This window comes from Pseudomonadota bacterium (assembly GCA_041395565.1).
Classification (GTDB): Bacteria; Pseudomonadota; Gammaproteobacteria; order UBA9214; family UBA9214; genus UBA9214.
Map to the genome: position 1 here is coordinate 349,621 of JAWLAI010000004.1, position 13,040 is coordinate 362,660.

Below are 13,040 nucleotides of genomic sequence, written 5' to 3' on the forward strand. Positions count from 1 at the left end.
GGTCGCGGGGGATGACGGGACAGGTTCTATTGCGCAGGCCCGCCACCGGGTGGTACGCAGGTCGCGCGCCTGACCCGGTACTGCAGGGTGCCGCACTTGCTTTCCAGGACCGCCTGTTGCGCATCGATGCTGACCACACGATCCACGATCGTAGCGCCCGGCTGGATGCTGTCGGGCTGTTCGCTCGTAATGACGTGGATCACCAGGAGCCCGTCGCGCACCAGCCATTGCGCCGTGCTGTGGAACTCCGCCGCGGTGCAGGTGTTGTCGGTGTATGCCGTGAACTCCAGACTGCCGTCCGCCCGGTAGGTGGAGATCGCGCCGGGTTCGGCAAACGTCGGGTCCTGCGGGGAGACCGCCCAGCTGCCGACCAGCAGCTGCGTGATCTCCGTATCGCCGAGCGGTGGTGCCGTGCCTTGCGTGCCGAACACCGGCCACGCCGGGCGTTCACCGCCCAGTCGTGCGATCCGCTCCTGCGTGGCCGGGTGACTGCGCAGATAGCCGCGAAACGGGTCGGACGCGCTGCCGTGGGTACACTCGGCCCGGGTCTGCATGCGGCCCAGAATCCGTGCCAGGACGGCGGGCGGGATGCCGTTGCGTTCCAGCATTGCGCCTGCGTAGGTGTCGGCCTCGCGCTCGAACTCGCGCGAGTAGCGCGCCTGCAGCAGGGCGGCGGGCACGCCGGCGGCGACGCTGCTCACGTCGCCCAGGTACCAGCCGACCAGGACGCCGACCATGGAGCCCTGGATCAGCATGCGCAGGCCGTGGCGGCGGTCGAGATGGCCGAGTTCGTGCGCAAGCACCCCGAATATCTCGCTGTCGTCCCCGGCGCTGTCCACCAGCTGGTCGGTCACTACGATGGTGCCGTCGGGCAGGGCGAAGGCATTGGCGCCGATCGCGCCGCCGTCGCGGAACACGATGCGGTGCGCGGGGGCGGCGCCGTGCGCCGGTGCCAGCCGGTCGAAGGCGGCAGCGAGTGCCGCCTGGCGCGCGGCGGGCAGGGCGCTCGGCCTGAACACGTGTTCGTCGAACACGGCCAGGGTCGATTCACCCATGCCGGCCAGCAGGCGCGCCGGCAGACGCGCGGCGATCCAGTCCGCGGCGGCCGGCAGTCCCCAGTGATAGCCGGCGAATGCGCTGGCGAGCGTCAGCACCACCGCCGCCAATGCCCAGTGCCAGCGTGCCTGCAGGCGCACCACGAAACCGTCGCCGATGCCGGCCTCGCGCAACAGGGCCGCGAATGCCGCAGGCGCGTGCACCTCGCAGTGTGCGCCGTCGGCGAAACGCACCACGCGCGGTGCCGCGCCCAGGGGCTCGGAGATGTCGAGGGCGGCGAGCGGCTCCTCGCGGGCCACCGTCGCGCCGTCCACGATGAGCCATGCGCCGCGCAGGTAGAGGCTGGCCGGCTGCGGCCGGGCCGAGATACCGTCGAAATAGGTTGCCGGGACCGCTTCCATCAGAAGGAGATGTCGAAATCGAACAGGTCCGCGGTCTCTGCACCGGTCGCCGTCGTGCCCTGCTGCCGGTCCGCCGTGAACGCGTCCAGCGGCGCTGCCGGCAGCAGGGCGATATGCTGCAGGCGGTAGCGTGCCAGGCGCACGTCGGCATACGGCTTGAACAGACCCAGCGTCGCCACCACGCCGACGAAGTTGGTCAGAAAGATCCAGAACAGCCCGCGCACGCGCACGTCGCTGGCGAAGGCGTGCGGGCCGAGCGTGGTGTGGTTCCACACCAGGTTCTGCGCACGCGCGCTGAGCCAGGGCCCGAGCAGCAGATACAACATCAGGTAGGTGCCAAGAACGACCGCCCCGACGAAGCTGAACATGCGCTGCGCGGCTGCTTCGCTCATCGTATCGGGATTGGCGAATTCGACGGGGAACAGCACCGCCGCGCCGCCGGCGACCAACGCGATCACGAGCAGCGCCAGGCCCAGCAGTTTCAGGTACAGGACGAAGAAGGGACCGCTGCCGGCCGTGAAGGCGAACGGCGTGTCCGCGTACCAGCTGCGGTTATGCTGGTAGCGCTTGATGCGCTGGTGCGCGAGCGGCACCAGCAGGGAGGCGCTCAGCAGCGCCAGCAGCGGATACAGCAGGAAACTGATATAGCCCTGGCGGGTAGCGCCGCGGAACGAGAAGCGCAGGCCGCGGTGGCTGCTGTTGTGCAGCTTGAAGCGCAGCGAGCGCACGATCAGCCAGGGGAAGAGCAGGGCCAGCAGCGTCATCGCGCCCAGCGCCATGGCGGGGGAGACGGCCCCGGCCAGCTGATAGGCGACGAGCAGCGCTACCGCGATGATCCGGCCCTTGAGGATCGCCCGCGGATCGCCGTGGAAATCAAAGCTGTGTTCGTCCAGGGTCGTGTTCAGGTAGAAGTAGCGCAGGCGCCGCACCTTGGCCCAGGCGGAATACACCCCCAGGGTCAGCAGGCTGAGCGCGATATTGACGATCCAGATCCGGAAATACTCGGAGCCCCGGCCGGAGAAGGCCAGGCGCCGGGTGGCGGGTGTCGCCGGCACTGATGCCATGTCCTACCCCTGTCGCTGTGGCGGTCGTGACGCACATTGTGCCGCCAGGCAGGGGCGTGCGCCAGTAATGCCCGCCGCGGGGGCTCATGAAAGCCGTACTAATACGAATGTACTATCCCTGGCGTAAAACCGCATGCGCCTGAGCGCCGGGATCCCTGTGGCTGGTTCTGTGCCTCATGTCACCGTTGCCAGGGTGGAGGCTTGCAGTGGCGGCGTTCCCGGGATAGGGTGAGTCCTTTACGCTACGGTTCTGCACCGCAGCGCTTACCTGTCCGTACCGGAGACGCTCATAATGAAATTTATCCAGCCCCTTTCGGCAACCCTGGTTACCCTGCTGCTGCTCACGGCCTGCGGCGGTGGCGGTGGTGGAACCGCTGCGCTGACCGGCAGCACCGGGCTGGGTTCGACCGTCACGACCGGCGTGAGTATCACCCAGACCAATGCACCGGACGTGGCCGCTGCCGCCCTGCACGGCATCAACGCCGCGAGCGGCAGTTCGGATGGTGCCGCCTCGACGCCGCCGCTGATCACCGGCGTTGCCGTCAATACCCGCAGCGGTCATTTCAGCCTGGCGGGGGTGGTGACCGATCAGCTCGCCCGGGTCGGCGCGCTACAGGCCAGCCCCAGCGCCGGGATCGTCGGTGCCGCGGTGAGTGACAACGTGTCCTGTACCAGCGGCGGTTCGGCCTCGGTCTTCGCCAATCTCGCCGATCCCGCGTTCGCGGTGCTGACCGTCGGCGATACCCTGAGCGTCACCTTCTTCCTGTGCAACGAAACCGGCGTCGTGCTGGACGGTGCGCTCGCCATCGTCGTGGCCACGATCGCGGGGAGCACCACCTTCGACGGTCTGCCGCCCTTCGACATCACGTTGGGCACCACCTTCAACGGGCTGCGCGCCCTGGACGGCACCCTGTATTCGTACGCCAGCGGTGACATGCAGCTGCGGCTGGCCGACGACGGCGCGGGCAACGTCAACGCGGTTATCTCCGGCGCCGCGCTGGACACCGCCTACAACAGCCAGTATCCGACCGAAACCGCCTACCGGGATCAGAAGCTGACCACCTACGCCTTCGACCTGCAGGGCAACGACAATACCGGTGACTACACCATCGACCTGGACGGCACCCTGGAGAGCCGCGACATCGACGGCACCATCACCTTCACCACCACCCAGCCGGGCTCGGCGGCGTTCATCGGCAACGACTTCGTCGGCAACGGCGATCCCGTCTCCGGTACGCTGCTGGTCAGCAGCCTGTTCGGCGGCCTGTCGCAGCTGAAGGTGATCGCCCAGTCGAACGGCGTCGACGTGGAGCTGCAGGTCGACGCTGACGGTGACGACGTGTTCGAGGTCACCGGCATCATGACCACCTGGGCGGCGCTCGACGCGCTGTAAAACGCCGGTCGCCGACACCGTACGGAACATGCGTCGCGCCCGCCCGCGGGTCGGTCCGCTGCTGGCGGGCTGGCTGCTGTTCGTGCCAGTGTCCGGCAGTCCCGCGCCGGCCGCGCGCCAGCTGGATGCCTGGCTCGGCGCCGCCGTGACCGGCTTCGACTACGAGGAATTCGATCCGGCCGGCGCCAGTCTCGACCGCGAGGCGGGGGCGCTGCCCGGGCTCGGCGTCGGTCTGCGCCTGGCGCACGCGGCGCTGTTCGCCGAAACCACGCTGGACCTGACGGCGGGCCGTGTCGACTATCGCGCCACGCGCGTGGCGACCCGCACGGACACGCTCATCGCCGACTGGGACGGCATCGCCGGTTGCCTGTTCGCGGCCGGAGACGCCTGGTCCGCCGGCCTGTATGCGGGGCTGGGCTATCGCCAGTGGCAGCGCGATATCCACTCGACCCCGGTGGCGTTCGGGCTCGACGAGACCTACCGCTGGGGCTACGGCATCCTCGGCCTGCGCGCGGCGCATGCACTCGGGGCGGGCGCGCAGCTGCAGGCCGATCTGCAGCTCACGCATACCGTGGATCCGTCCATCACAGTCCGCTTCAAGGCCGGCTACGATGACACGACGCTCGATCTCGGCACGGCCGGCGGTGCGCGTCGGTTCACCCATACGCATGAACTCGGCGCCGGGATGGCGCTGTTCGTGTCGCCCTGGTTCGAGTACTGGCAGCTCGGGCGCAGCGCCGCTGCCGTACTCACCCGCAATGGCGTGCCGGCGGGCACGGTCTACGAGCCGGACAGCGAGACCCGCAACCTCGGTATCAGCGCCGGGGTGCGCTGGCGGGTGTTCTAAGTACCACCAGGATTGCACCGGCTGCCGGGTCGTGCGCTGCGGTGCGCATCCCGTATGCACACGCATTGCTGCCGGGGCTGCGTCCGTTCACGCCACCGCACGCAACGCCAGCAGCGCCGCACCGTAGGCGGCCTCCTGGTGCGCGGCGGCCGAGACCGGCACGCCGAGCAGGCGTGCCCTGATGCGGGTCCAGCCCGTGTTTACCGCACCGCCGCCGGTGGTGAGCACGCGTGCGGGGAAGGGGGCGCCGAGTTCGGCCAGCCGGCGATAACCGGCGGCCTCGATGGCCGCGATGCCTTCCAGAATGGCCTGGAAGAACACGGCGTCGTCCGCCGGGCGCGGCTCCAGGCGTGGTGCCAGCTGCGGGTCGCACAGCGGGAAACGCTCGCCCGCTGCGGGTAGGGGATAGTAGTCGAGGCCGGTCGGCTGATCCGGGCGCAGGGCGCGGCTGTGCCGTTCCATCTCATCGCGGCTGAAAAACTGCGCCAGCACGGCGCCGCCGGTGTTGGAGGCGCCGCCGGCCAGCCAGTGTTCGCCGAGCCGGTGGCTGTAGATGCCGTATTGCGGCGCGAACACCGGCTGCTCGGCAAGGATCTTCACGACCAGGGTGCTGCCGAGCGCGGTGACCGCCTCGCCGGGACCGGCACCGGTGGCGATGAAGCTGGCGGTGCTGTCGGTGGTGCCGCTGATCACGACGGTGGCGGCCGGCAGTCCCCAGCGTCGGCACCACTGCGGCTGCAGGTTCCCGAGCGGTGTGCCGGCCGGCACCACCCGTGGCAGCAAGGTGCGCGGCATGCCGAGTGCGTCCAGCCAGTCGGGCCAGCGGCGCGCGCGACTGTCATAACCGAGTTTGAGTGCGTTGTTCTCGTCGCAGGTATCGAAGCGTCCGCAGAGTCGTCCCAGCAGCCAGTCGGCCTGGTGCAGGAAACGCCGGATCGTGCCGTCTGGCGCGTGTTCCAGCAGCCAGAGGGCCTTGGCGAGGCTGGCGCTGGCGCCATGTGCGCCGTGCGCGGCGGGTGTGCGGGCACGGATGCGCGCCGCCGCAGCGCCGGCGCGGGTGTCGTTGTACATCAATGCCGGCGTCACCGGCGACCCGTCGCCGTCGATGCCCAGTACGGTGGCGGACGTGCCGTCCAGGCACAGGGCGGTGACCGCCTGCAGCGGGATCCGTGCCCGGAGCCGGCCGAGGGTGTCGTCCAGCGCCTGCCACCACAGCGCCGGGTCCTGTTCGACCGCGGCGCCAACCCGGCGGGGGACGGGCAGGCTGACGCGGGCTTCCGCCAGGACGGTCCCGGTGCTGTCGATGACGCAGCCGCGACAGCCGGAGGTGCCGAAGTCTATGCCGAGGAACAGGGCCACGGACGCGGGCCGGCGCGGGCCATGGCCCCGCTCAGGGCAGCATGACCGGTGCGGGCGGTTGCCAGCCCGGCGCGCGGTGCTCGACGACGATGTCGGTGTAGATGCCGCCGCGCACATTGAACTCGGCACGCAGACGCAGGAAACGGGGCTGCACCGCCGCGACCAGGTCGGACAGGATGCGGTTGGTCACCGCCTCGTGGAAGGCACCCGTGTCCCGGAACGACCAGACATACAATTTCAGTGACTTGAGCTCGACACACCGGGCGTCGGGAATATATTCCAGGTGCAGCGTGGCGAAGTCCGGCTGGCCGGTCTTCGGGCACAGGCAGGTGAATTCGGGCACCCGGATGCGTATGAGATAATCCCGCTCCGGCTGCGGATTGGGAAAGGTCTCGAGTTCCTTGCTGGGCTGGGTCGACATGGCACGACGATACAAGACACAAGATGATGGGTGCAAGACCCCGGGCAGGCAACTAATACTTGTGCGCGGGGCCGCCTATAAGTACTCTAGCCGTCCATGCGACTGACCAAGATCAAGCTGGCCGGGTTCAAGTCCTTCGTCGATCCGACCACCATCCACCTGCCCAGCAACCTGGTCGGCATCATCGGCCCCAACGGCTGCGGCAAGTCCAACGTCATCGACGCCGTGCGCTGGGTGATGGGCGAGTCCTCCGCCAAGAACCTGCGCGGCGACTCGATGACCGATGTCATCTTCAACGGCTCCAACGGTCGTAAGCCGGTCGGCCATGCCAGCATCGAGCTGTCCTTCGACAACAGCGACGGCACCATCGGCGGCCAGTACGCCGGTTTCAACGAGATCTCCATCCGCCGCCAGGTTTCGCGCGACGGGACCTCGAACTACTTCCTCAACAACACGCGCTGCCGCCGTCGCGACATCACCGACATCTTCCTCGGTACCGGCCTGGGCCCGCGCAGTTATTCCATTATCGAGCAGGGCACGATCTCGCGTCTGATCGAGGCCAAGCCGGACGACCTGCGCGCCTTCCTGGAGGAGGCTGCCGGTATCTCCAAATACAAGGAACGCCGGCGCGAGACCGAGAACCGCATCCGCCATACGCGCGAAAACCTCGACCGCCTCAATGACCTGCTGGAGGAAATCGAGAAACAGCTGGAGAAACTCAAGCGTCAGTCACGCGCGGCGGAACGCTACAAGGAGCTGAAGGAGGAGGAGCGCCAGGTCAAGGCCGAACTGCTCGCGCTGCGCTACCACGCCCTGCATGACCAGAGCAGCGAGCGCTCACGCCTGATCCAGGAACGCGAGCTGACGCTGGAGGCCGACGTTGCCGCGCAGCGTGGCATCGAGGCGGAACTGGAAAGGCTGCGCGATGCCCTGGCCGATGCCAACGATGCCTTCAACGAGGTGCAGGGTCACTACTACAAACTCGGCGCCGACGTCGCGCGCATCGAGCAGGCGATCCAGCACAGCCGCGAGTCGCGCCAGCAACAGCAGCAGGAACTGGCACGCATCGAGCAGACCCTGGGCGAGGTCGAGACGCATATCCGCCTCGACAGCACGCGCCTGGAGGAACTGGCCCAGAGCATCGCCGGCATCGAGCCCGATCTGGCCGCGGCCCGTGCACGCGTGGAACAGTCGGCGGCCGAGCTGGCGGCGGCGGAGCAGGCCATGCGCGCCTGGCAGACCGAGTGGGATGAGTTCAACCGCCGCGCCGCGGAACGCGCGCAATCGGCCCAGGTCGAGCGCACCCGGCTCGATCACCTCGAACGCCACGTGCAGCAGCTCGACACCCGCCTGCAGCGCATGGGGGAGGAGCAGCAGACGCTGGGCAGCCAGGCGCTGATGGAAGAGATCCGGCAGACAGCGGAACAGCTGGAGGCGCGCGAGACCGTTGTCTCCGGCATCCAGGTCCGGCTGGAAAACGCGGCCCGCCATATCAGCGACCTGCGCGAGACACTCTACCGGCAGGAGCAGGAGGTCGACGCGCTGCAGAGCGAGCAGCATGCCACCCGCGGCCAGCTGGCCTCGCTGGAGACGTTGCAGCGCGCCGCGCTCGGCGAGCGTTCCGAGGAAATCAGCGGCTGGCTCCGCGCCAACGGCCTGCAGTCCGCGCCGCGCCTGGCGCAGTCGATCAAGGCCGAGGCCGGCTGGGAGCATGCCATCGAGACGGCGTTGGGCTTCTATCTGGAAGCCATCTGCGTCGACGGTCTGCAGGACGCCGCGCGTATCCTGGGTGGCCTGCAGCATGGCAGCGTGGCGCTGTTCGAGACCGGCGGCCAGGCTGCGGACACGGTCGACCGCAGCAAGGGCACGCTGCTCACCGACAAGATCAGCGCGCCATGGGCGCTGGACGGCCTGCTCGACGGTATCTATGCCGCCGAGTCGCTGGATGCGGCGCTGACGCTGCGCGGCCGGCTGGCCGCGCACGAGTCGGTCATCACGCGCGAGGGCATCTGGGTCGGCCGCGACTGGCTGCGCGTGGCCCGCGACAGCGACGCCAAGGCCGGCGTCCTGGAGCGTGAACGCGAAATCGAGGCGCTCACAGGGCGCAGCCGGGAGCAAGCGGCGCGTATCGAGCAGCTGCGCCAGTCGCTGGACCGTGCGCGCGAGGATTTGCGCACTGCGGAAGCGGAGCGCGAGGGGCTGCAGGGCGAATACAACGGCGCACACCGCGCGGCCAGCGATCTGCGCGCCAGCCTTGCCGCCGGCCGCTCGCGCCTGGAACAGCAGCAGCATCGGCGTGACCACGTAATGATGGAAACGGCAGCGCTGCGCGTCGAGAAGGAGAAGGAAGAGGAGGAACAGGCTGCGGCGCACGCACGACTCGAGGAAGCGCTGGCCGCGACCGAGACACTCACCCGGGAACGGGAGGAGCGCCTGCAGACGCAGCAGCGGCTGGGTGGGGTGCTGGACGCCGCGCGTGAGCGCGCCCGCGCGGACCAGCAGGCCGCGCACGAGCTTGCCATCCGGGCCGAGTCGGTGCGCACTGCCCAGGCCTCTACCGACCAGGCACTGCTGCGCATGCGCGAGCAGAGCAGACAGCTGATCGCGCGCCGCGACGAGCTGGCTGCGGTGCTTGGCCAGGGCGACACGCCGATCGTCGAACTGGAGGGGGAACTGGAGGGACTGCTGACGCGGCGCGCCGCTGCGGAAGGCGAGCTGACGACCGCGCGCCGCCAGGTGGAGGAGATCGAACACAATACGCGCGAACTGGATCAGGAGCGCATCCGCAAGGAGCGCAGCGTCGGTGAACAGCGCGAACGGCTGGCCGCCGACCGCATGGCCTGGCAGGAGATCAAGGTGCGAGCCGACACCCTGCTGGAGCAGATCACGGCCGCCGGCTTCGAGTACCAGCTGTTGCTGGAGCACATGGATGCCGAGGCCACGGTCGAGCTCTGGGCGGACCGTGCCGAGAAGCTGGAGCAGCGCATCCAGCGGCTGGGGCCGATCAACCTGGCCGCCATCGAGGAATACGAGGAAGAATCCAAGCGCAAGGTCTACCTGGATGCGCAGCACGTCGACCTCACCGAGGCATTGCAGACGCTGGAAAACGCCATCGGCAAGATCGACCGCGAGACGCGTGCCCGCTTCAAGGAGACCTTCGATTCCGTCAACCAGGGCATGCAGGAGAACTTCCCGACCCTGTTCGGCGGCGGTCATGCCTATCTGGAGCTCACCGGCGAGGATCTGCTCGATACCGGCGTGACCGTGATGGCGCGCCCGCCCGGCAAGCGTAACAGCACCATCCATCTGCTTTCCGGTGGCGAGAAGGCGCTCACCGCCATCGCCCTGGTGTTCGCGATCTTCCGCCTCAACCCGTCGCCGTTCTGCATGCTCGACGAGGTTGATGCGCCGCTCGACGATGCCAATGTCGGGCGTTACTGCGACATGGTGCGCCAGATGTCGGAGCAGGTGCAGTTCATCTTCATCACGCACAACAAGGTCACCATGGAGATGGCCCAGCAGCTGACCGGCGTCACGATGCACGAACCCGGTGTGTCGCGCCTGGTCGCGGTCGATATCGACGAGGCCGTGCAGCTGGCGGCAGTGTAGCAACAGTGCGGTATCATTGCCTGCGGTGATTGCACGCAGCACGGAGTTCAGGTAAGAAAGGCGCTGACCCCTATATATCTGGTCGGCAGGTGGCATGATGGAAAATTTACGCTGGATACTGTTAGCGATCGGTGTCGTCATCGTCCTCGGCATCTACCTCTTTGCAAGGTTCAAGACCTTGCGCGTGACGCTGCCGCGGCGCGCGCGCCCGAAGCCCGCGGCGCAGCGCCGCACGGCCGTGACGGAACTGGACGGATTCGACGCCGGGGAGCCGCTCGATTCCGGACTCGACGCGATGGATCCGCTGTTTTCCGCGGCTGAACCGGCCCCGGCGGCGGAGGCGGTGAGCGTCTCGGCGGCGCGTCCCGCCAGACCCGCGCAGCCGGCACGCGAACCGCGGCCGGAGGTGAGCCCCGACCACGTGTTCTCATTGTTCGTGCTGGCGCCGCCCAGGGTGCCGTTCCGCGGTCCGATGCTGCTGGGGGCGTTGGCCCACGCCAAGCTCGAGCATGGCGACATGCAGATCTACCACCGCATCGAAGTGGTCGACGGCAAGGAAAAGACCCTGTTCTCGGCGGCCAACATCCGCGAGCCCGGCACCTTCGACCCGGCCGCGATGGAGCATTTCACCACCCAGGGACTGGCCCTGTTCATGCAGGTGCATCCCGGTATCGATGCCGTGTGGGCGTTCGAGGCGATGGTGGAGGCGGCGCGCAGCCTGGCGGACAGCCTGGACGGCACGGTCTGCGACGCCACGCGCAGCGTCCTGACCAAGCAGACCATCGGCCACATGCGCGAGGCCGTGATCAGCTGCCAGTTGCAACAGCGGATGGCCAAAACCGCGTCATGAAGGTACCGCCTGCGGCGCGTCAGCGCGCGCAGGCGCTGCGCGAGCAGCTGCACGAGCACAACTACCGCTACTACGTCCTCGACGCACCGACCATCTCCGATGCGCGCTACGACACGCTGCTGCGCGAGCTGCAGGATCTCGAAGCGCAATACCCCGGGCTGCTGACCCCCGATTCCCCCAGCCAGCGCGTTGGCGCGCCGCCGCTCAAGGCCTTCGGCGAGGTGCGCCACGAGCAGCGCATGCTGTCGCTGGACAATGCCTTCTCCGACCAGGAGCTGGCGGATTTCGACCGGCGCGTGCGCGAGGCGCTGGAGTCCGACACCGTCGAGTATGCCGCCGAACCCAAGCTCGACGGGCTGGCGGTGAGCCTGCTCTACCGCGACGGCATCCTGGTGCGCGCGGCCACGCGCGGCGACGGCACCACCGGCGAGGACGTCACCCAGAACGTGCGTACCATCGCCACGGTGCCGCTGAAGCTCGCAGGCCACGGCATTCCGTCGCTTATCGAGGTGCGTGGCGAGGTGTACCTGCCGCTAAAGGGTTTCGCGGCGCTCAACGAACAGCAGGCCGCGCAGGGCCAGAAAACCTTCGTCAACCCGCGCAACGCCGCCGCCGGCAGCCTGCGCCAGCTCGACCCCGCCATCACCGCGCGGCGCCCGCTGGAGATGTACTGCTACGGCGTCGGCAGGGTGGAGGGCGGCAAACTGGCCGGCCGGCACACCGACATCCTCGACCAGCTGCGCGGCTGGCACCTGCGCGTGTACGACGACATCCAGCAGGTCCAGGGGCTCAGGGGCTGCGAGGCCTATTACCACCGCTACGAGCAGCGCCGCGACAGGCTGCCGTTCGAGATCGACGGCGTGGTGTTCAAGGTGGACCGGCTCGACCAGCAGGACGTGCTGGGTTTCGTGTCGCGTGCGCCGCGCTGGGCGATCGCGCGCAAGTTCCCGGCCCAGGAGCGCGAGACGGTGGTGCTCGGCATCGATGTGCAGGTTGGACGTACCGGGGCGCTCACGCCGGTGGCGCGGCTGGAGCCGGTGTTCGTCGGCGGCGTGACCGTGACCAATGCCACCTTGCACAACCAGGACGAGATCGACCGCAAGGACGTGCGGGTCGGCGATACCGTGATCGTGCGCCGCGCCGGCGACGTCATCCCCGAAGTGGTGAAGGTCAACCCCGAACTGCGCAGGAAGGGCGCGCGCCGCTTCCACCTGCCGGAACGCTGCCCGGTGTGCGGCTCGCACGTGGAGCGCGTGGCGGGCGAGGCCGTGTCGCGCTGCACAGGCGGCCTGTTCTGCGCGGCGCAGCGCCGTGAGGCGATCCGGCACTTCGCCTCGCGCCGGGCGATGGACATCGAGGGCCTGGGCGACAAGCTGGTGGAACAGCTGGTTGAAAGGGAACTGGTGCACGATGTCAGCGACGTGTACAGCCTCACCGTGGAACAGCTCGCCGGTCTGGAGCGCATGGCCGAGAAATCGGCGGCCAAGCTGATCGCGGCACTGGACAAGAGCAGAAAGACGACACTGGAACGCTTCATCTACGCGCTCGGCATCCGCGAGGTGGGCGAGAGCACGGCACAGATCCTGGCGCGCGAGTTCGGCGGCCTCGAGCCGCTGATGCAAGCCGACCTCGACACCCTGCAGGCGATCCACGACATCGGCCCGGTGGTGGCACAGCGCATCAATGATTTCTTCGCGGAGCGGCACAACCGCGACGTGATCGACAAGCTCATCGCGGCCGGCATCCGCTGGCCGGCCGTGCAGAAACCGCAACACACGCCGCTGGCCGGCAAGACCTTCGTGCTCACCGGCACGCTGTCCCTGCCGCGCGACGAGATGAAGGCGAAGCTGCAGGCCGCCGGCGCCAAGGTCAGCGGCAGCGTATCGAAGAAGACCGACTATGTCGTGGCCGGTGAGGATCCCGGTTCGAAGTACGCCAAGGCGGTGGAACTCGGCGTCGCGATCCTGGGTGAGGCGGAGTGTCTGCGGTTGCTGGGAGAGTGAGGGAAAATCGCCGAGACCGCGGCCGCGCGGATTTCTG

General features: G+C 68.5%; 9 protein-coding genes. 5 read left to right on the forward strand and 4 right to left on the reverse strand.

The window, feature by feature from the left end; translation table 11 throughout:
* Positions 1-26 precede the first annotated feature (26 nt).
* Complete coding sequence (locus tag R3F42_07600; protein ID MEZ5541892.1) at positions 27-1,457, reverse strand: M48 family metallopeptidase; 1,431 nt, start codon at positions 1,455-1,457, stop codon at positions 27-29.
* Positions 1,457-2,521, reverse strand: a complete 1,065-nt coding sequence (locus R3F42_07605; GenBank protein MEZ5541893.1) for a YjgN family protein — start codon at positions 2,519-2,521, stop codon at positions 1,457-1,459. Before R3F42_07605 ends, R3F42_07600 begins: the two co-directional genes overlap by 1 nt.
* A gap of 292 nt (positions 2,522-2,813) precedes the next feature.
* On the opposite strand from R3F42_07605, the gene R3F42_07610 reads away from it, so the two are divergent.
* Both R3F42_07610 and R3F42_07615 read left to right on the forward strand, forming a co-directional pair.
* Complete coding sequence (locus tag R3F42_07610) at positions 2,814-3,914, forward strand: hypothetical protein (GenBank protein ID MEZ5541894.1); 1,101 nt, start codon at positions 2,814-2,816, stop codon at positions 3,912-3,914.
* Between the two features lie 28 nt (positions 3,915-3,942).
* Positions 3,943-4,761, forward strand: coding sequence for a hypothetical protein (locus R3F42_07615; GenBank protein ID MEZ5541895.1), 819 nt, complete (start codon positions 3,943-3,945; stop codon positions 4,759-4,761).
* 87 nt (positions 4,762-4,848) lie between these two features.
* Here the strand turns inward: R3F42_07615 and R3F42_07620 are convergent, their stop codons facing one another.
* Together R3F42_07620 and queF are read right to left on the reverse strand one after the other, a co-directional pair.
* Positions 4,849-6,120 carry an FGGY-family carbohydrate kinase gene (locus R3F42_07620; protein ID MEZ5541896.1) on the reverse strand — a complete coding sequence of 424 codons (1,272 nt, stop codon included), beginning with the start codon at positions 6,118-6,120 and terminating at the stop codon, positions 4,849-4,851.
* A 31-nt stretch (positions 6,121-6,151) separates the two neighbouring features.
* Positions 6,152-6,541 (reverse strand): preQ(1) synthase, encoded by a 390-nt coding sequence (gene queF, locus R3F42_07625; GenBank protein ID MEZ5541897.1) that lies wholly within the window; start codon positions 6,539-6,541, stop codon positions 6,152-6,154.
* Positions 6,542-6,637: 96 nt separating this feature from the next.
* On the opposite strand from queF, the gene smc reads away from it, so the two are divergent.
* The 3 genes from smc (at position 6,638) to ligA (ending at position 13,003) form a co-directional block, all read left to right on the forward strand.
* Positions 6,638-10,150: a chromosome segregation protein SMC gene (gene smc, locus R3F42_07630; GenBank protein MEZ5541898.1), complete on the forward strand. Its 3,513-nt coding sequence runs from the start codon at positions 6,638-6,640 to the stop codon at positions 10,148-10,150.
* Between the two features lie 94 nt (positions 10,151-10,244).
* Positions 10,245-11,000 (forward strand): cell division protein ZipA, encoded by a 756-nt coding sequence (gene zipA, locus R3F42_07635; protein MEZ5541899.1) that lies wholly within the window; start codon positions 10,245-10,247, stop codon positions 10,998-11,000.
* On the forward strand, positions 10,997-13,003 hold the full coding sequence (gene ligA, locus R3F42_07640) for an NAD-dependent DNA ligase LigA (GenBank protein ID MEZ5541900.1): 2,007 nt from the start codon (positions 10,997-10,999) through the stop codon (positions 13,001-13,003). The genes zipA and ligA overlap by 4 nt, the downstream gene beginning before the upstream one ends.
* Positions 13,004-13,040: the final 37 nt, after the last annotated feature.